The organism is Alteraurantiacibacter aestuarii (genome assembly GCF_039523595.1).
Lineage (GTDB): Bacteria > Pseudomonadota > Alphaproteobacteria > Sphingomonadales > Sphingomonadaceae > Alteraurantiacibacter > Alteraurantiacibacter aestuarii.
In genome coordinates, this window is record NZ_BAAAFP010000003.1 from 14,011 (window position 1) to 32,068 (window position 18,058).

An 18,058-nucleotide genomic window follows, 5' to 3' on the forward strand; every position below is an offset into this window, starting at 1 on the left:
TCCATTGCCGGCGGTTCACTCGACGCTGAAACGGTGACGGATATCGGCAATCGTATCCGTCACCACCTGATCGAGCACCCCGGCATCGATTTGCGCACCTTCGGCCAGCAGCGAAGCCAGCCTCATCGCGCCGATATTGCCGCCAACGCCGCGCAGGCTGTGCGCCTCCCGCCGGGCCTTCCCGTGGTCGCCAGACCGGATCGCGGCAGACAGCTTCTTGCCCAGACTGGCCATATCGCGCAGCGACAGTGCCAGCACCGTGTTGCGCCGATCTTCGGGCAATGCATCGAACAATTGCCGCGTGGCCTCTTCATCAATCAACGGGATGGTGGCCGGGTCGGCGGCGGTGCCCGCGCTCTGGCGCAACACTTCCTCCATGCGCGCGGTCAGGGACGCCAGATCGACGGGTTTGGAGACCAGCGCGTTCATTCCCGCTTCCAGCAGCTCATCATGGTCCGATTGCATGACATGCGCGGTCACTCCAACCACGGGAACCTGACCTTTCGCGCCGGGCAATTGCCTGATCAGGCGTGTTGCTTCCTTGCCATCCAGCAGCGGCATGTTCACGTCCATCAGGATAATATCGAAATCACCATTCTGAACAGCGACAATCGCTTCCCGGCCATCTTCGGCAAACTCGAACGTGCACCCTGTGAGTTCCAGCATGGAGGCCAGTACTTGCCGATTGGTGGCGATGTCTTCTGCGATCAGCACATGTGCGGCCAGCTTGACGGGCGGACTGGCAACCGGCTGCCTGGGCACATGGCCGGTCCTGTCGAAAGAGAGGATGCGAACCAGCGGAATCTCGAACCAGAAACGACTTCCCTTGCCGACTTCGCTTACAACGCCGATCGTGCCTTCCATTGCCCTGACCAGCCGCTTGCAGATCGCCAGGCCCAGGCCTGCGCTATATCCGGACCCTGCGGTCATCGTCCGCAGCCGGGTGAAATCGGTGAACAGCCTTCGCTGCAGTTCCTCCCTGATTCCGGGGCCGTCATCCTCGACCTCGATCCGCAGGGTTGCGCCCTTGTTCTGTGCGATGACCTGGACCGTGCCGCCGGGTGTATATTTCAGTGCATTGGACACGAGATTGTCGATCAATTGCCGGAAACGGGTCGGATCGACGAGTACGGTTTTGGGTATGTCCGGATCGATGCGGCTGGTAAGCACGACATTCGGATTGGGATTGGCCACCTGCCAGAACTCCACGATATTGCCCAGGGCCATATGCAGGTCCACCGCTTCGGGTTGCAGCTCGATCTTGCCGGTTTCGGCGCGCACGAATTCGATAATGTCATTCAGCAGGATGTTGAGCTGGAGGCCGGAACTGCGCGCTAGGTTGAGCTTGTGGCGCTGCGCATCATCCAGATCGCTGTGAGACAAGGTTTCGAGCAGTCCCAGAATACCATTCATCGGTGTGCGGATGTCATGGCTCATCATGGCAAGGAACTGGGACTTCGACCGATTGGCTTCCTCGGCTTCGGCATGGGACAGGGCCAGCTCGTCTGAAAGCTTGCTCAGGGTCTTGACCCGCCGCCCGGCAATAAGGCTGAGTGCGCGTGCATGCCTTTCCGTGTGGCGCTGCAAGGTGATGTCCTGAACGGTACCAAAGACTGATTGAAAACGGCCCCGATCATCAGTTTCCCGGCGCAACGTCCACCTGATCCAGCGCACCTCCTGATCCACCGGCCTTATGATGCGGTGTTCGTAGATGTGATCAATGTCGGTTGGCATTTCAGTGTAGAATTTTATCTCGTCAGTAGCCACGCGCTTGCGGTCCAGCCGATGAATTCTGGTCTGCAGCAGTTCGGGATTCAGGTCGCAACCGGAAGGCAGGCCGAGGATCTGGCGCAATTCGGGAGAGTAGATGAACTTCCCCCCGCGAGGCCTGAATACGGTGGCAATCCGGGCGGTGCGCTGGGCTGCCAGCAATTCCCGGTTCCCCAGCTCCAGACGGCTTTGCAGCACTTCTTCCCGTTCGAGCAGTTCACGATTGATTCTGTCGAGTTCGCGCGCACGCCTTTCCAGCAGCGCTTCTGCGTCAAGCCGCGCTTTTTCGGAGCGTTGCAACCTGCGCTTGAGCAGGTTCACTTGCTCTTCGGGCGTCAGTTTGCCCAGTGCTTCTTCGATACTCACCACAGTCTACAGGCATTCGCTCATGGAAGTTGCTGTCGAGGTATGGTCTATCTTACCCAGGACAGATTGCGAAATTCTCACCGGTACAGTAGCGCATTGTTGATACCTCAGGCCGTCAGGGGATATTGCCCGGGCGCAGCGAGATGGTCCGGCCGGGCCCCCCGGGTAAGGCCGCTGGCCCAGTGCCAGCCGGATTGTCTGAAACCGCGGCAGCCGCCAATCCCGGCGCGTTATTCGCGCCGGGGTGCTCCTTCATTCTGCGCGGCTGAACTGACCTGAACCGACCTGCTGACGTCGAGGCTGGCGCCTGCATCGAAAGCGCCACCGGGACCGGGGCCGACCGTGCTCACGCCGGCACCAACCCTGCCGATGGAAACGCTCTGGCCGGCATTGTTGTCGACCACAAGCTTGACCCACAAGCTGTTGTCATCCCTGAACCAGGAGGTCTCACCGGCAGCGCGCAGCGCGGCCAGGCTGGCTTGCTCTGCACCCCCGGCAGTGGTGCTGAATCCGGGCAGTTCAAAGATTACCGAGGAGCCGTTGTCCATTTCCCGCAGGGACAGTGACAGGGCTTCCCTGCTGGTCTCCACCCTGACGTCGGCTCCGCTGCGGATCGTGGTCTGCCCGGTGTACTCCCACCGCCTGCCGTTACGGCTGAGCATGACCGGATCGGTGATGGGACCACCGCCAAATCCGAAATTGCCGCCCACGCCAAAGTGGCCGAAGTCACCGCGGCACACAGCAGCGCCCCAGTCCGGCCTGATGTCACAGGCTTCGTCATCGGACGCGATGCCGTTGTCGAGCACGATATAGGAATTGGGCACACCGCCGACAGAGCCATCCCGGTCATGGATCGCCGCGCCCCTCCAGGCATTGGCACGCCCCAGATCGGAGGCCCAGCTGCGCACATATGGCGGGAAACTGACCGGCTTGGAATTGACGAACTGTGCGCCCTCAATGGCGTTTTCGGTGCTCATCCCGAAGCTGGTATACATCAGGTAGGAGATCGCTCCCGCATCGCGCGTATCGTTGGGCATGAAGTTGACGAAAGTGGTGTTCACCACATCGTGCCGCATGTCGTAATACTCGTAACCGCGGATCGGGAAATCCGTGAGGTCGTTCGGCATGCTGCGACCATAGGCGATTTCCTGCGGCGTGCTGGGATTTCCGATATTGCCGGATTCACCCACGAACACCGAATCGACCACCTTTGACGTATAGGCGGCCTGACCAACTGCGGCAGCCGCGTGGGTAAAGCCGACAGCATTGTCGGCCACTCTCAGGTTGGTGAACAGATGCAGTTCACCGCGACCCCATACGCCGCCGTGCCGGTTCTTGTAGCTGGTGAAATTCTCGAAGTGCGACACCAGCTTCTCGCTATTCGTGTCGGCCGGATCGGCATGGGCGAAATGGTAGTTGCTGCCACCGACACTGAAGGTGTTGTCGGGATTGGGACCACGGTCGAACATGAACCCGTCGTAATTGGAGTGGGCGGTGTTGCCGCTGAACTCGCGCACCGCAGTGCGGCGCGGCCATGTGTTGGCACTGGTCTCCGTACCTTCAAACTGGCCCGTAGGATGAACCGGCAAGGCGAACCAGAAACCTATCTGGTCGGAACCTGCAGCCACGTTGTCACGATAGATATTGTCCGGATTGGTGATCCAGAACGTTGACGCCGTGTTGTCCGAGGCAATCAGGACATGGTCGGAGCTCTGACCAGCGGCACTCGATGCAAAAGTCGATGTATCGGCCGATCCTGCCGGTCCCAGGTTGGTCGGCTGACAGGGCAGGGTGGGGTGACACTTGGTCATGATCCCCAGATTGTGGACGAACTGGTTGCCCGTCTCCACCGCGTCTTCCAGGAAGAAGCAGTGACCCACGGTGTTGAAGGTGACGTTGTTTTCCACCCGCACATTATTGGTGCCATGCACCGTTACGCAGCGGCTGTAGGTATCGTGGATTGCGGAGTTCTGGATGTACTGCCCCTGGCCTTCGCCAACGAGGTGCCAGTGCATCGGGTAGCGGGCCAGATGCATGTTCTGCCCCATGCGGTTCAGCTCCACGCCGGAGACGCGCACGGTCGATGCGAGCATCGCCATGATGTGCCCGCCGAAGTAGTTGTTGTCCGCGTCTTCCGAAGCCTGGATCACGATATTGCGCGTCAGCAGGCCCACTTCGCCGCGCTCGTCCACGCCGAAGGTGATTTCACCGAAATGCATGTATTCCAGCGCGCGATCGAGCGTGATCACGTTCCCGTTGACGGCGGCGATGGTTCGCCTCTCTGCCTGACGCGGGTTGAAGTCGGTTGATGCCAGCACGATCTGATCGCCCTGTCGCCAGTCACTGGCATCCAGCACTTCGATTTCGGCGCTGCCGGCCTGCGCCGTTCTGGCAAGCTTGGTCCAGGTGTGCTCCCGGTTGCCATGCAGGTTCAGCGTGCCGCCCATGATCAGAATGCCGCGGTCCCCCATGGTGTTGATGTCTTCATCGGGGACATTGTCTGTCAGGGTAATGGTCGCATTATGCGTGAAGGGCCGCTCCTCGCTGCCGATCTGCAATTCGCCCCGGCGCAAATAGATCCACTCGGTCTCCAGCGCGATATCGTGATCGTCCGCAAAGCGCAGCTTGCCGTCGATGGTAAGGCTGCGCAGCGCAGGCGGGCTGACGTCCAGGACAACTTCCATGTCCCGGCCAATCATGACCTCTTCGCCTGCGCCCGGCACCTTGCCGTCCGGCCATGCGGCAGGATCGGACCACTGCACTGTCCGGACCACCGCAGGAGGCGCATCAGTGCCCGCGTCCATATGCTGGTGGGCTTCCTGAGCATCAGCCTGTGCACCCATGCCAAGCAAAACGGACACAGGAAGAAGCAAAGACACAAGGAGCAGGCGAGATTGCATGCGCATGACGATTATCCCCTCAACCGGGACTTTGAGCCCCGCTTTTTATAATTGGCCATGACTTTGCAACGGATGGCCGGATTTGCCAAGACGATATCAGGCCTGCGCCGAGACTGGTTGTAATTGATTGTAACAGTTTTCGCATCTTTGCAGTTGCCCGCACCTCTGGCCCACCCCTGTGAGATGGACCGATACAGCGATGACGCCTGGAAAGTGGCCACCAGCGACGGGCGGCAATCGATCGGGATCGATCTCTATCCGATATTTTCAGGTGAGTGGTGCCGCTTAGGTGACTCGAACACCTGACCCCATCATTACGAATGATGTGCTCTACCAACTGAGCTAAAGCGGCACTGCACTCGCGCCATTATCGCTGGCCTTGGGCAAGCGCAATGGGCGAAAATATGGAGGCCCGAGCCGGAATCGAACCGGCGTGCAAGGATTTGCAGTCCTCTGCGTAACCACTCCGCCATCGGGCCGGAACCCTCGCTATTCGCGGGGGAGGCGGCGGACTAGCGGGGAATTGCCATCATGGCAATGCTTCCTTTCCTGCCCCCTGCCGGGCTGGTTACAGGCCGGCCGGATGCGGTGACAATAATTTCGCCGCGGCCGCCTGAAAAAAGTGGTATTTTTTGCCTCGCTCCGGTCGCCGGAGCGGAGGGGGTGCCATGACGGATATACGCAAGCCAATATTCGATGCCGTGCGCGCAGCGGGCAAGTCCGGCCTGTTCAATGACAGCGCGAAGATCACTGCTCTTGATGCGCTGCTGGACGATTTCGGCATCCCGAAATCGGAACCTGCGGTCACCGATGTGACGCTCAAGATCCTGCTGGAAATCGCTAAGCACGAAGGAATCGTGCCCGAAGCCTATAAGGATAGCGTGGGCGTGTGGACCTGGGGGATTGGCGTCACCAACGCCAGCGGGCACCAGGTCTATCCGCGATACAAGGACAATCCGCAGACGCTTCCCTATACGCTGAAGGTCGCCGTGTGGCTGATGCGGCAGAAGTATCTGCCCCCTGTGCTGGCGGCGTTCGAGGACTGTAATCTGACCGAGAACGAGCTGGGTGCGGCGCTTTCCTTCCAGTACAACACCGGCGGAATTGCGCGGGCGACGTGGGTCAAGCAGGTGGTTGCCGGCCAGCTTGCAGAGGCGCGTGTGTCGATCCTCAACTGGAACAAGCCGCCGGAGATTCTCGGTCGCCGCAAAGCGGAGCGGGACCTGTTCTTCGATGGCAAATGGGCAGGCGACGGCAAGGCGCTGGTCTATGGCGTCGCCAAGCCGAGCTATCATCCCAAGGGTGCGGTCAACACCGATATCACCGCAGCGGCGCGCGAGGCGTTGAAACCTTAGCGGCTCCGGGCCTGTCACATTGGGTCCATCACACTTGTCGAGGCTGCGCGCAGGCTCTAGCCACGGGGCCACAGCGCAACAGGATATGGTGCAGATGGCCGACGACAAACCCAAATTGCAGCGGATCGCGGGGCATAGCGAGGAGCGCTTCCTCGGCTCCGACGTGTTCGAGAGTGACCGGCGCAACCTGCCGCCGCCCAATGGCTCCGGTACCATCCGTGAGGATGCGCGCGATATCGATATCTACCACCAGTGCGATGTGGCGGTGATCGGCGGCGGACCGGCTGGTTGCGCGGCGGCGTGGGCTGCGGCCAGGGCGGGCGCCGATGTCACCTTGGTGGAGCGCTACAACTGCCTGGGCGGGCTTTCCACCGGCGGTCTGGTGATGTGGATTGACCGCATGACAGACTGGCAGGGCAACCATGTGATCCAGGGCTTTGCCCGCGAATTCATCGAGCGCATGCCGCCCGAGGCCGTGGCCGGTCCTCCGCGAGCGGACTGGGGCAGCCGCGACCCGGTGAAGGCGGGCTATTGGGGCAATCGCACCACTGCCTTTCACGGCATCGTGCAATGGGCGCCCACGCTCGATCCCGAACGGATGAAGCTCAACGCGCAGGAAATGCTGCTGGAGGCGGGCGTGCGCATCGTCTTCCACGCATGGGCCGCGCGCCCGCTGGTGGAGGATGGTGCGGCAAAGGGCGTGATCTTCGAAAGCAAGGCCGGGCGCAACGCACTGCTGGCCAAGGTGGTGGTGGATACCACCGGCGATGGCGACATGTTCGCCCGCGCCGGGGCCGAATTCGACACCGATATCGAGGAAGGCGACGTCCACCATTCGATGAACACCGGCTGGGTGCTGGGCGGCGTGAACATGGATCGCTGGATCGACTGGAAGGTGCATGACCCGGACGGCCTGCGCGAATTCATGGCGCGCGGACGTGAGGAGCTGGGATATTTCCAGACTCCTTATGTCAGCTGGCGGCCCGATATCGCGCTGTTCCTGGGGCCGCGCCAGTCTGGCCTGTCGGCGCTCGACGTGGATGACATGACCGAGGTCGAGATTCGCAGCCACCGTCTGATGGAGGGCCATTGCCAGTTCTTCCGCAAACATGCGCCGGGCTTCGAAAGCGCCTATTCGCTGCAAAGCGCCAGCCAGCTGGGCGTGCGCCACACGCGGCGGCTGGCAGGGCTTGGCCGGATAGAGCGCAAGGACTGGGGCGAGGATATTCCCGCAACGGATGAAGTGGGCATTTCCCCCTCGATCAGCCCCAAGTTTCCGGTCGTGTCCGTGCCATACGGATCGCTCGTCCCGCGCGCGCTGGACGGGCTGCTGGTGGGCGGACGGCACATCAGCTGCGATGCCAATTCCCACGGCTTCATGCGCGAGATTCCGCAATGCTGGCTGACCGGCCACGCGGCAGGCGTGGGCGCCGCGCTGGCTGCCGATGGCGGCGTGCAGCCGCGCGATGTGAATGTGGACCAGATTCGCAAGGTCCTGCGGGCGCAAGGTGCGCATCTGACCGACGATGCAGCGGTGGCGGCGGTGCGGGCGGAGGCTGTTCCGGCGCAATAAATCACACCTGATGCAGCGGAGAACAAGGGGGCAAAGGTGCGGCCTGCCGGCAGGCGCGCGCTCTGCTGGCGCTGGCGGCAGGCTGGCGGCGCGCACGGCCAGCTTGGCCAGAGCCCTCACCATCTATGGCGAGTGAGGAGCCCGCCTGTCGTGCTTGGTGACCTGCCTTGTCGATATGGCACTTATCAGGGGCCGCACGCCGCCCCGCGCACTTCCAGTCCTGATCGGCGAGACGGCCACGCCCGCCATTCCAACCTGCATGCAGGAACCCTTCACCTTGGCTTCGTACATCAGGTGATCCGCTTCGCCCACCAACAGCTCCAGCGAAGCGCTTCCGGGTGGGACCAGCAAGGCACCCAGGCTACACAGAAAATTGCCCTCCGGCCCGGTTCGCCTGTCGTTCAATGTTGTATCCAGTCGTCTGGCGAGGCCGCGCGCTGCGTCCTCACTTTTCACCGGCATGAAGATGACGAATTCGTCCCCGCCCATCCGGGCAAAGACGTCTCCGCGCCGGATTGATTTTCTGACAAGAGAAGAGAAATCCTTCAGCCGCTTGTCTCCGGCGGCGTGGCCGTGCCGGTCATTTACGGCCTTCAGTCCATCAAGATCGGCATATATGAGAAGGCGCCATTGTCGGCTGCTGCACAAGGACTCGGCAAATTCAAAAAACGCCTGCCTGTTCAGTGCTCCGGTCAGCGGTTCGATCCGTGCCAGCCACCACTCTCTCAGGAAGGCACCGCGCACCGCCGCGATGACAATTATGAGCATTGAAAGAGCGACAAATCGCAGCCCAAGGTCCCACGAAAGAGCCGCTGAACCATAGGGGTAGAGTTCAAATCCATTGATCCAGAATGTCAGCAACATGCAGCAGACCGCAACTGCGTAGCCCCGCGTCAGGCCCAGCAGCCACGTGGCACCGCACATCACAAACAGATAGACCGGCCCAAACCAGACGTTTGCCCCGGTGATCACATCTGCCAGCAGGGCAAGATCGACCAGCAACAGAACTATGATCCAGGCAGTTGCCCGCCGCAGGCGTTGGGTTGTGTATGCCCAGCTCGATATGTGGCTGAAAGCATTCAGTGAAGGCGGCGCTTGCATGGCCCTCTTTTCGGCCAAAAAGGTAAATTTGCGCTTATCGAATTGCCCTGTTTCGTGAAGCTATCTGGGTTTCGTGAAGCTAGCTGGACGCATTCTCACCATGTCCGTGCAATTGGCCGGGATTTTTCAGACATCGCAAACAACTGGCGGAGCTATAGCTCAATCTGCTCGGTGCAGGAAAGAGCGCGCCGCCAATCGGTCTGGCGGCGCGCCTCACTTTCGATTCCGGATCAGCAAACCTGACCGGGATACCATTCGGTGACCATCGGCGTGCCCGAAATTGTGCCCTGTTGATAGAAGATTGTCAGGTTGTCATCGCAGACATACTGGACGCCATTCCCATAGGAATTGAACCAGGTCACGACGTACATTGCCTGTGCGGGGGCTGCCATCCCGAGGGCGGCCAGAGCAAGTCCCGCGGCTGCGAGCCGCTTACGGCGGAAGTTCAACATATCCATCTCCTCTGTACGCGACTCCAGTAGTCGCAAGCGAAGGATATGAATATAAGAAATGGAGTCAATAATAGTAGTTGGAGATACGCAATGTTACTTATTTAGAATATTATCACAAAATATATGAATAATATTCCGTTTTCCTTGTCAATTCACTATTCAAACGCGGAGCGGATGGCGGTTTTATATGGCTGATGGACGCTCGTCCCGGATCGGATTACCATACGATGGAAGCCGATATTGTGAATACCGCACGGCTGACCAGTCAGGCGAATGTAGTCTTTTTGATCAGTGTGCGCCTCACTGCCATGGGCCGCACCCTGCTCACGCACCAGCCAGAAATGCGCGCAGCACGCGCTCGCTGCCTTCGGGATCATCGCGGTAGCTGCCGTGGCCGCAGCCTTCGAACACTTCCAGCTGCGCGCGTCCGGCAAATGCTTCGGCCAGTTCCTGCGCACAGATCACCGGAGTGATCGGATCTTCGGTTCCGGCCAGGATCAGCGTGGGGCAGGTGATGGCGGCCAGCTGCGGGCGCAGGTCCATGTCCTGTAATTCGCCCTTGAAGAAGTGGATCGTCACCTCATCCTTGCGGATTGCGCGATTCATTGCCGCAGCGGGATCGGTCGCGGGGTTGCGGTTGTAGAGCGGCAGGCAGACACTGGTATAGCGCGCGAAGCTCTCCTTGCTGGGCTGCTCCCAGTTGGCCCGGGCCACTTCCACGGCCTCGGCGCCGCCCAGCTTCTCGAATATCGCCAGCGTATGGTCATAGCGCATGCGCGCAGCGGTAGAGGAGAGGATCAGTTTTGATGGTCCATGCGGGTGCCGCGCGGCATAATGCATCGCCACCATGCCGCCAAAGCTCTGCCCCAGCACCACCGGCTTTTCGATCCCCAGTGCGGCGCAGAAATCGGCAATGTCATCGGCCCAGCGGTCCAGATGCATGTCAGCAAAATCGCCGGTGGAACGGCCGTTGCCCCGGTGGTCCAGATAGATCACCTGATGCGTATCGGCGAAACGATCGAAATAGGGGCGCAAGGTCGAGTGATCGAACCCTGGCCCGCCATGCAGCACCAGCAGGGTGGGGCGCGGCTCCATGCCCTCCGGCCCCGGCATCAGCTGCGATCCGGCGGTGTCGAAGAAGATGCGCGCGCGGTCCAGCTGGATGAACATGGTGGTCTATTCCTTGGCTGGCAGCAACACGCCTCCGGTGCGCATCGGCTGCACGTCCTGGCGGAAGGTGCTGAGGTAGCCGGTGGCGGGAATGCGGAAGCCCGGGCCGGTGCGGGTGGCCATCTCCTCGGCTGTCAGGTCAATATCGATGCTGCGGTTCTGGACAGAGATGCGGATGATATCGCCATCCTGCACCAGCCCGATGGGACCGCCGATGGCTGCCTCGGGCGCCACTTCGGCCACGGTCAGGCCCTTCAGGCACAGGCCCGAAAGCTGGCCATCGGTGACGAAGGCGGTGGTCTTGGCAAGGCCTGCCGCGTCGAGCGCAAACAGCACCAGGCTGGCGCTGCCGCCCATCGCCGGGCCGCCTTTCAGCCCCTGATTGCGGGCGATCACCACGTCGCCCGGCTTGACCACGCCGTCCTCGATCCCCTGCAGGCACTCCATGGAACTTTCGAACACGCGGGCAGGGCCTTCAAATTCCTCTGGCCGGGAGCCATCGCGAATGCCCAGCCGGACCACCGCTGTATCGGCGAAATTGCCGCCGAGAATGGCGATGGCGGGGCCGGGGCCGATGGGATTGTCCAGCGGGCGGATCACGTCCGGTCCCTCAACCTCATAGCCTTCAAGATTTTCCGCCAGCGTCTTGCCGGTGCAGGTGAGCGCGGAACCTTCGATCATCGGCAGCAGGCGCTTCAATATGGCGCGCGCGCCGCCGGCATCCTCAAACTGTTCGATCCGCACTTCGCCCGTTGGCCGCACGGCGGAAAGCACCGGCACATCGGCCATCTCCTCCCACATGGCGAAGATATCGAGGCCGTTTTCCGCCTCGATGGCGGTCGCCTGCAAATGCTTGATGGCATTGATTGAGCCGCTGACGGCCAGCACGGTGGCGATCGCATTGCGGAATGCGCCTTCGGTCAGGATCGAGCGCGGCTTGAGGTCCTCACCCACCATTTCCACGATGCGGCGGGCGGCGGCGCGGGCGTTTTCCTGCATCTTGGGCGAATTGCCGCGCACGGGCGCATGGCCGGGCAGTGCCATGCCCAGCGCTTCGACCACCGAATGCATGGTGTTGGCCGTGGCCATGCCCGCGCAAACACCGGGCCCCATGATGGCATTTTCAGCCAGGTCGGCGATGGGGAACTTGGGCTTCTTGCCGAACCGCTCACCAATCTGGCCCGACCACACATCCTCCACGTCCACCGGCTCACCATCGATCTGGCCTGCCTGCTGGTAGCCGCCGATGACAAGGATGGTGGGAATGTTGAGGCGCGCTGCGGCCATCAGGTGGCCCGGCGGCGTCTTGTCGCAGCTGGTCAGGCAGATCATGCCATCCAGCAGCGCGGCTTCCACCTGCACCTCAATGTCATTGGCGATGATGTCACGCCCGGCCAGGATATAGGACCCGGCCTTGTTGGCGCCGGTGATGAAGTCCGACGGGGCGGCGGTGCGCACTTCGAATGGTATGCCGCCAGCCTTGCGGATTTCCTCCTTCACGATCCTGGCGATGCCATCGAGGTGGGCATAGCAGATCGCCAGCTCGCTGGAGGAATTGACCACCGCGATCTTGGGCTTGAGCATGTCCTCCTGCGACAGGCCGAGCGCCTTCCAGTTCGCCCGGCGAGACGGAGAGTTCGCGGCGAGGCTGCGTAGTTCTGGCATGGGTAAATCCTGCTTGGGTGGCCTTCTATTCGGCCGGTTGGGGCTGCGCATCTTCCAGCAGGCGATCTGCCGCCAGCTTGCGCGCGAAATAGGCCAGCGCCATCAGTCCGATCACCACACCCACCAGGCACAGTGCCGTGAACATATAGCCATCGAGCACGGCGGACTTGCTGGAAAGGAACCAGGCGGCACCCACATTGGGCGCGGCCACGGCGGCGAACTTGGCCATGAAGCTGGCCCAGCCACCCCCGGTGGCGCGCACGGCGCTGGGGTAATAGATGCTGGTGATGGAAATCACCGCCGCATGTCCGGCGCTGATCATGATCGATCCGGCCAGCACCACGGGAATGAACAGCGCGCCTTCCAGCAGCGCTCCCGATCCGATCAGCATGGCCAGCGGAATCCCCAGCAACGGCGCGGCGGCAATCCATGCAGGTCCGCGCTTTTCGGTGAACACCAGCAGCAGCACACCGGCAATGGCGCCGATCATCCCGCCGATGGAGCTGAGATCGGCGGCCATCGTGCGCTCTATCCCCAGCTCCTCCAGGAACAGCACGCCAAAGCTGGATTTGAGATAGATCGCAAAGCTGGAGCAGAAATAGGCGAACCAGATCAGCGGGGTGATATAGATCAGCCAGCCACGGAACAGCTCCGCCAGATTGGCCAGCGGGTCCTGCCGGGCATTGGCCTTGCGCTCATCCGACAGCACGAAATGGGTAAAGCGCTTGAGGTCGGCAGCAGGATCGAAGCGGTTGAGCAGCGGCACTATGCGGTCTGCCGGCTTGCCCTTGGCGGCCAGCCAGCGGGCGCTTTCAGGCATGGTGAACAGCAGGATCAGCGCCAGCACGCCGGTGGCGGCACCGCAGGCAAAGAACACGCCTTCCCAGCCATAGACCGGGGCGAGGAAATTGGTCACCTGACCTGCCGCCGCACCGCCAAAGCTGAAGCCCAGCATGATGATGGTGACAGCGCGCGCCTTCTTGCCCGCGGGCATGCTTTCGATATTGATCGACCATGCCGGAGCCAGCAGGCCGCCAATCGCCAGCCCGCCCAGCAGACGCAGCACGATCAGCATCCACGGCCCGTCGGCAAAGCCGGTGATGAAAGTCAGCACCGCGCTGAGCAACGTGCACCAGATGATGACCGGGCGCCGCCCGACGATATCGGCGATATAGGAGCCGACCAGCGATCCGATCATCTGCCCCAGGAACGCTGCCGAACTGACCAGGCCGGTCATAGTATCGGTCAGCGCCATTTCCTCGCGCAGATAGGGCAGGGTGAAGGAGATCAGCGAGAAGTCCAGCCCGTCGAAGAATGTGACGCAGCTGGAAATGACAAGCAGATAGATATGGAAGCGCGTCATCCCGCGATCTTCCAGGAATTTCGCGACGTCCAGCGTATTGGCCGGTGTAGTGGCCTGCGTACTGGCCATGATCGATCCTCTCCCCAGATCCCCTTTTATGGCGATGACGATAGAGGCAGGCGGGCAAGTCCGCTAGGTGGCAATTGGTCAAAAATTGTATTGGCTGAAAAAGTTCAGAATTGGGATGCCTTGACCTTTTCGCCTTCATGCCAATCCAGATCGCGCAGATAATTGTCCAGGGCATCGGCCTGCGTCGGCGTTTGCGCGAACATGAACGGCGTGTGGTTGACGATCCGGTAGCCACCTTCGGGCGCGGTCTGGATCAGCGTTTCGCAATCCGCTGCCGCCAGCTTGGCCCGCAGGCGCGATACATGCACTTCCACGCTGTTGGTTTCCGGCTCGTGGCTGATGCGCCACACGTCTTTCAGCAATTGCCCGCGCGTGACCCGTTCGCCGGGATTATCGGCCAGACGCCACAATACGCCGAATTCGCGCGGATGCAGGCTGAGCCAGCGCGCTCCGCGCCGTGCATCGCGGTGAAACAGGTCCAGCGTGATCGGCCCCAGCGTGCGCCAGCGCGGCAACAGGCCGAACATTTCCGCCACGCGCTGCGATCTGGCGGAAAGTTCGCGCATGCTGGCGCAATCGGGCAGGACTTCCGCGCACCCCATGGACAGCAGACTGGCGCGTTCGGCGGCATCGGCCACGCCCACCAGGATCAGCCGCCACGCCGGACGGTCAGCCTCGGCCAGGCCACAGCGCTGCGCCGGGGTAAGGCTCCGCACATCGCAGATCAGGACATGCTTGCAGTCGGCCCGACAGCCATCACGACCCCTGCACAATTGCCAGCCCCCCAGCCGCAGGTCCCACTTTTCGGGCGGTTCAGATGTATCGGCTACCCAGCCGAAGTATGCCACAACTCCACTCCTGCCCCATTTCAGCTGTGCATGGCACAGCCAAACGGACAAACATGCAATTCAGTATTATGCACGATTGCTCGGACTGCCCATGGGCCTACATGATTTGCTTTTCGGCACCTCAGGCGGCGGAAGAGTTTACCCCCATGCTTTGCAGGTAGCGTTTGATATTGCGCGCTGCCTGCCGCAGCCTCTGTTCGTTTTCGACCATGGCGATGCGCACGAACCCTTCGCCATCCTCGCCATAGCCCACGCCCGGCGCCACGGCGACTTCGGCGTGGATCAGCAACTGCTTGGAAAATTCCAGGCTGCCCATTTCCTTCAGTTGCGGCGGCAAGGGCGCCCAGGCGAACATGCTGGCGGGGGGCGGGGGAATTTCCCAGCCGGCGCGGCCAAACGCCTCGACCATCACGTCGCGTCGCTTGTGATACAGCAGGCGGTTCTTTTCGACGATGTCCTGCGGCCCGTTCAGCGCGGCGCAGGCGGCCGCCTGAATCGGGGTGAAGGCGCCGTAATCGATATAGGACTTCACCCGCGTGAGGGCGGAGATCAGCGTCGGATTGCCCACGGCAAATCCGATCCGCCAGCCAGCCATGGAATAGGTTTTGGACAGGCTGGTGAATTCCACCGCCACATCCTTTGCACCCTTGGCCTGCAGGATCGAGGGAGTGGGCTTGCCGTTGAAATACAGCTCCGAATAGGCGAGGTCGGACAGCAGCCACACCTTGTGGAACTTGGCCCAGTCCACCAGCTGCTCATAAAACGCCAGATCGACCACTTCGGCGGTGGGGTTGGAGGGGAAATTGACCACCAGCACCGTGGGGCGCGGGACGGTGAAGTTCATCGCCTTTTCCAGCTCCGCCCAATAGCGGTCGTCGGGCGTTGTGGGGACAGAGCGGATCGATGCCCCGGCAATGATGAAGCCGAAAGTGTGGATCGGATAGGACGGATTGGGCGCAAGAATGGTATCGCCCGGCGCGGTGATCGCCGTGGCCAGGCTGGCCAGACCTTCCTTGGACCCCAGCGTGACGACCACTTCCTTTTCAGGATCGACTTCCACCCCGAAGCGGGTCTGGTAGTAATTGGCCTGAGCCTTGCGCAGGCCGGGAATGCCCTTGGATTGCGAATAGCCGTGCGACGAGGGATCGCGCGCAACTTCGCACAATTTGTCGATCACATGGGCAGGCGGGGGCAGATCGGGATTGCCCATGCCAAGGTCGATGATATCGCGCCCTTCCGCTCGCGCGGCCGCTCGCATCGCGTTGACTTCGGCGATGACATATGGCGGCAGGCGCTTGATGCGGTAGAATTCGGTATCCATGATTTCCGTTTCATCAGGTTGATGGTGCTGCGCGAGTGTGGCCGAATCGACCGCGTCGCGCAACGCAGGTCGATACATCGGGCGGTATTGTCTCCCAAATCACATATTTCCTTCTATGATGATTAAATGAGCAAGAAAACGGGCGAAGCCGATAAAGCGGCAGACATATTCACCGAAATGCTGCGCATGCAGGGCGAGGCGGCACGGCAGGTCATGCAGACCTTCGCGCCCGAAGTGGCCCGCCACATGCCCGACCAGCACGATGTGGATGAGCTGGGCGCATCGATCATGGCCTTCCAGCAAAGCTGGTTCGACATGAACAGCAAGAGCGATGGCAAGGGCGGGGTGATGCCCGCGCCGTTCATGGCCGATCCGGCGCAGTGGATGGCGATGATGCAGGCCTGGTATGACCAGATGCCGTTCCTCGATCCCGAAGAGCAGGCCGAGCTGTGGGAAGAGGGCGTGCAATTGTGGGAGAAGATCCTCACCCATTACGGGCCGGAGGGCGAGCAGGAAGATGCCGCCGCCAGCGCCACCGATGATCCGCATTTCCCGCGCAAGGACCGGCGCTTTGCCGATCCGGCATGGCGCCAGCAGCCGGTGTTCGCGCTGATCCACCAGACCTATCTGCTGCTGGCAGAGCGCGTGGCAGAGGCGGTGGACGAGGTCGACGGGCTGGAGCCGGAGGAGCGCGAGCAGTTGCGCTTCGCCACCAGGAATATCCTCGACGCGATGAGCCCGTCCAATTTCCCGATGATGAATCCGGTGGTGCTGCAACGCACGATCGAAACCCATGGCGAGAATCTGGTGAAGGGCATGGAGCGGTTGACCGCCGATATCGAAAAGGGCCAGCTGACCCACACCGATACCAGCCAGTTCAAATTGGGCGAGAACATCGCCTGCACGCCGGGCAAGGTGATCTATGAAACGCGGCTTTTCCAGCTGATCCAGTACACGCCCACCACCGAGACGGTGCTGGAAACCCCGCTGGTAATCTTCCCGCCGTGGATCAACCGCTTCTACATCCTCGATCTCAACCCGAAGAAGAGCTTCGTCAAATGGGCGGTGGATCAGGGGCTGAGCGTGATCATGGTCAGCTGGCGATCCGCTGACGAGAGCATGGCCGATGTGACATGGGACGATTACATCCGCGCGCAGGTGGAAGCGATTGACGTCGTGCGCGAGCGGCTGAAAGTGCCAAGCGTGCACACCATCGGCTATTGCGTGGCGGGCACCACGCTGGCCGCGACGCTGGCGGTCCTTGCGCGGCGTGAGCAGGCGGACAGGGTGGCCAGCGCCACCTTCCTGACCGCGCAGGTCGATTTCGAACGCGCGGGTGAGCTGAAAATGTTCATCGACGATACCAAGCTGGAAATGATCCGGCAGGCGAGCCAGGGCGGGTTTCTGGACGGGCGCTATATGGCGGCCACGTTCAACATGCTGCGCGGGACGGACCTGATCTGGAACTATGTGGTCAACCACTATCTGCTGGGTGAGAACTACCCGGCTTTCGACCTGCTGTACTGGAACGGCGATGTCACCAACCTGCCGGCCAAATGGCACGAATCCTATCTGCGCGATCTCTACCGCGACAATCGGCTGGTGAAGCCGGACGAGATGTCCGCCGATGGCACGCCGATAGACCTGAGCCGGATCACCACGCCCGCCTATGTGCAGGCCGGGCGGGAGGATCACATCGCTCCGCCCGAAAGCGTGTTCCGCATGATCGGCCAGCTGTCAGGGCCAGTGCGCTTCGTGCTGGCGGGCAGCGGCCATATCGCCGGGGTGATCAATCCGCCGTCCGCCCACAAGTACCAGTACTGGACCGGTGCAGCGGACAGTTCGTCGCTCGAGGATTTCGAGGCCCGGGCGAAGGAACACCCCGGCAGCTGGTGGACGGACTGGATCGGCTGGATTGAATCGCTGGGATCGGACCGCGTCAAAGCCACCGGCAGGCGCAAGCCGGGCGGCAAGAACAATCCGGCACTGGAGGATGCTCCGGGCCGTTATGTGGCGATGCGCTGAGGGCACGAAACCGCCCGCAAGGGACGCGCATCCTCACTTATGGTGCACTGCAACATTTTTCCTTGACTTCGCACCTGCGA

The 18,058-nt window shown here is 61.6% G+C and carries 13 protein-coding genes and 2 tRNA genes; 4 read left to right on the plus strand and 11 right to left on the minus strand.

Translation table 11 applies throughout. The features are described 5' to 3' along the window. Nucleotides 1–15 precede the first annotated feature (15 nt). Both ABDZ98_RS13430 and ABDZ98_RS13435 read right to left on the minus strand, forming a co-directional pair. Entirely contained in the window at nucleotides 16–2,136 is a 2,121-nt protein-coding gene (locus ABDZ98_RS13430) for an ATP-binding protein (protein WP_160591174.1), read from the minus strand. A 230-nt stretch (nucleotides 2,137–2,366) separates the two neighbouring features. Next, nucleotides 2,367–4,979: a G8 domain-containing protein gene (locus tag ABDZ98_RS13435; RefSeq protein WP_160591176.1), complete on the minus strand. Its 2,613-nt coding sequence runs from the start codon at nucleotides 4,977–4,979 to the stop codon at nucleotides 2,367–2,369. A 240-nt stretch (nucleotides 4,980–5,219) separates the two neighbouring features. Between ABDZ98_RS13435 and ABDZ98_RS13440 the strand changes: the two genes are divergently transcribed. Continuing rightward, nucleotides 5,220–5,342 (plus strand): hypothetical protein, encoded by a 123-nt coding sequence (locus ABDZ98_RS13440; protein ID WP_272916790.1) that lies wholly within the window; start codon nucleotides 5,220–5,222, stop codon nucleotides 5,340–5,342. Here the strand turns inward: ABDZ98_RS13440 and ABDZ98_RS13445 are convergent. Further along, nucleotides 5,313–5,388 (minus strand) — tRNA-Thr (locus ABDZ98_RS13445). The genes ABDZ98_RS13440 and ABDZ98_RS13445 overlap by 30 nt on opposite strands. 53 nt (nucleotides 5,389–5,441) lie before the next feature. After that, nucleotides 5,442–5,515, minus strand: a tRNA-Cys gene (locus ABDZ98_RS13450). Nucleotides 5,516–5,704: 189 nt separating this feature from the next. Here ABDZ98_RS13450 and ABDZ98_RS13455 point away from each other — a divergent pair. Both ABDZ98_RS13455 and ABDZ98_RS13460 read left to right on the plus strand, forming a co-directional pair. Next, nucleotides 5,705–6,391 (plus strand): lysozyme, encoded by a 687-nt coding sequence (locus tag ABDZ98_RS13455; protein ID WP_160591178.1) that lies wholly within the window; start codon nucleotides 5,705–5,707, stop codon nucleotides 6,389–6,391. Nucleotides 6,392–6,485: 94 nt separating this feature from the next. Beyond that, nucleotides 6,486–7,964: an FAD-dependent oxidoreductase gene (locus ABDZ98_RS13460; protein ID WP_160591180.1), complete on the plus strand. Its 1,479-nt coding sequence runs from the start codon at nucleotides 6,486–6,488 to the stop codon at nucleotides 7,962–7,964. A 123-nt stretch (nucleotides 7,965–8,087) separates the two neighbouring features. Here ABDZ98_RS13460 and ABDZ98_RS13465 read toward each other — a convergent pair whose 3' ends face one another. The 7 genes from ABDZ98_RS13465 to ABDZ98_RS13495 form a co-directional block, all read right to left on the minus strand. Further along, the gene (locus ABDZ98_RS13465; RefSeq protein WP_160591182.1) at nucleotides 8,088–8,966 is read right to left on the minus strand and encodes a GGDEF domain-containing protein; all 879 of its coding nucleotides are present in this window, start codon (nucleotides 8,964–8,966) and stop codon (nucleotides 8,088–8,090) included. 329 nt (nucleotides 8,967–9,295) lie between these two features. Continuing rightward, nucleotides 9,296–9,457 (minus strand): hypothetical protein, encoded by a 162-nt coding sequence (locus ABDZ98_RS13470; protein ID WP_160591184.1) that lies wholly within the window; start codon nucleotides 9,455–9,457, stop codon nucleotides 9,296–9,298. Nucleotides 9,458–9,841: 384 nt separating this feature from the next. Next, nucleotides 9,842–10,687, minus strand: a complete 846-nt coding sequence (locus ABDZ98_RS13475) for an alpha/beta fold hydrolase (protein ID WP_160591186.1) — start codon at nucleotides 10,685–10,687, stop codon at nucleotides 9,842–9,844. 6 nt (nucleotides 10,688–10,693) lie between these two features. Continuing rightward, a complete protein-coding gene (locus ABDZ98_RS13480) occupies nucleotides 10,694–12,352 on the minus strand; it encodes a dihydroxy-acid dehydratase (protein ID WP_160591188.1) in 1,659 nt (552 codons plus the stop codon). A 25-nt stretch (nucleotides 12,353–12,377) separates the two neighbouring features. Next, nucleotides 12,378–13,784 (minus strand): MFS transporter, encoded by a 1,407-nt coding sequence (locus ABDZ98_RS13485; protein WP_160591190.1) that lies wholly within the window; start codon nucleotides 13,782–13,784, stop codon nucleotides 12,378–12,380. Between the two features lie 104 nt (nucleotides 13,785–13,888). Beyond that, complete coding sequence (locus ABDZ98_RS13490) at nucleotides 13,889–14,500, minus strand: winged helix-turn-helix domain-containing protein (protein ID WP_337190192.1); 612 nt, start codon at nucleotides 14,498–14,500, stop codon at nucleotides 13,889–13,891. A 253-nt stretch (nucleotides 14,501–14,753) separates the two neighbouring features. Next, nucleotides 14,754–15,953: an LL-diaminopimelate aminotransferase gene (locus ABDZ98_RS13495; RefSeq protein ID WP_160591192.1), complete on the minus strand. Its 1,200-nt coding sequence runs from the start codon at nucleotides 15,951–15,953 to the stop codon at nucleotides 14,754–14,756. 126 nt (nucleotides 15,954–16,079) lie between these two features. On the opposite strand from ABDZ98_RS13495, the gene ABDZ98_RS13500 reads away from it, so the two are divergent. After that, nucleotides 16,080–17,978, plus strand: a complete 1,899-nt coding sequence (locus ABDZ98_RS13500; RefSeq protein WP_160591194.1) for a PHA/PHB synthase family protein — start codon at nucleotides 16,080–16,082, stop codon at nucleotides 17,976–17,978. Nucleotides 17,979–18,058: the final 80 nt, after the last annotated feature.

What these genes read in the sequence shown, in the direction of transcription:
- ABDZ98_RS13435 (WP_160591176.1), bottom strand. Translation starts at nt 4,979, where the DNA reads ATGGGTGCACAGGCTGATGCTCAGGAAGCCCACCAGCATATGGACGCG.
- ABDZ98_RS13440 (WP_272916790.1), top strand. Translation starts at nt 5,220, where the DNA reads ATGGACCGATACAGCGATGACGCCTGGAAAGTGGCCACCAGCGACGGG.
- ABDZ98_RS13455 (WP_160591178.1), top strand. Translation starts at nt 5,705, where the DNA reads ATGACGGATATACGCAAGCCAATATTCGATGCCGTGCGCGCAGCGGGC.
- ABDZ98_RS13460 (WP_160591180.1), top strand. Translation starts at nt 6,486, where the DNA reads ATGGCCGACGACAAACCCAAATTGCAGCGGATCGCGGGGCATAGCGAG.
- ABDZ98_RS13470 (WP_160591184.1), bottom strand. Translation starts at nt 9,457, where the DNA reads ATGGCAGCCCCCGCACAGGCAATGTACGTCGTGACCTGGTTCAATTCC.
- ABDZ98_RS13475 (WP_160591186.1), bottom strand. Translation starts at nt 10,687, where the DNA reads ATGTTCATCCAGCTGGACCGCGCGCGCATCTTCTTCGACACCGCCGGA.
- ABDZ98_RS13480 (WP_160591188.1), bottom strand. Translation starts at nt 12,352, where the DNA reads ATGCCAGAACTACGCAGCCTCGCCGCGAACTCTCCGTCTCGCCGGGCG.
- ABDZ98_RS13485 (WP_160591190.1), bottom strand. Translation starts at nt 13,784, where the DNA reads ATGGCCAGTACGCAGGCCACTACACCGGCCAATACGCTGGACGTCGCG.
- ABDZ98_RS13495 (WP_160591192.1), bottom strand. Translation starts at nt 15,953, where the DNA reads ATGGATACCGAATTCTACCGCATCAAGCGCCTGCCGCCATATGTCATC.
- ABDZ98_RS13500 (WP_160591194.1), top strand. Translation starts at nt 16,080, where the DNA reads ATGAGCAAGAAAACGGGCGAAGCCGATAAAGCGGCAGACATATTCACC.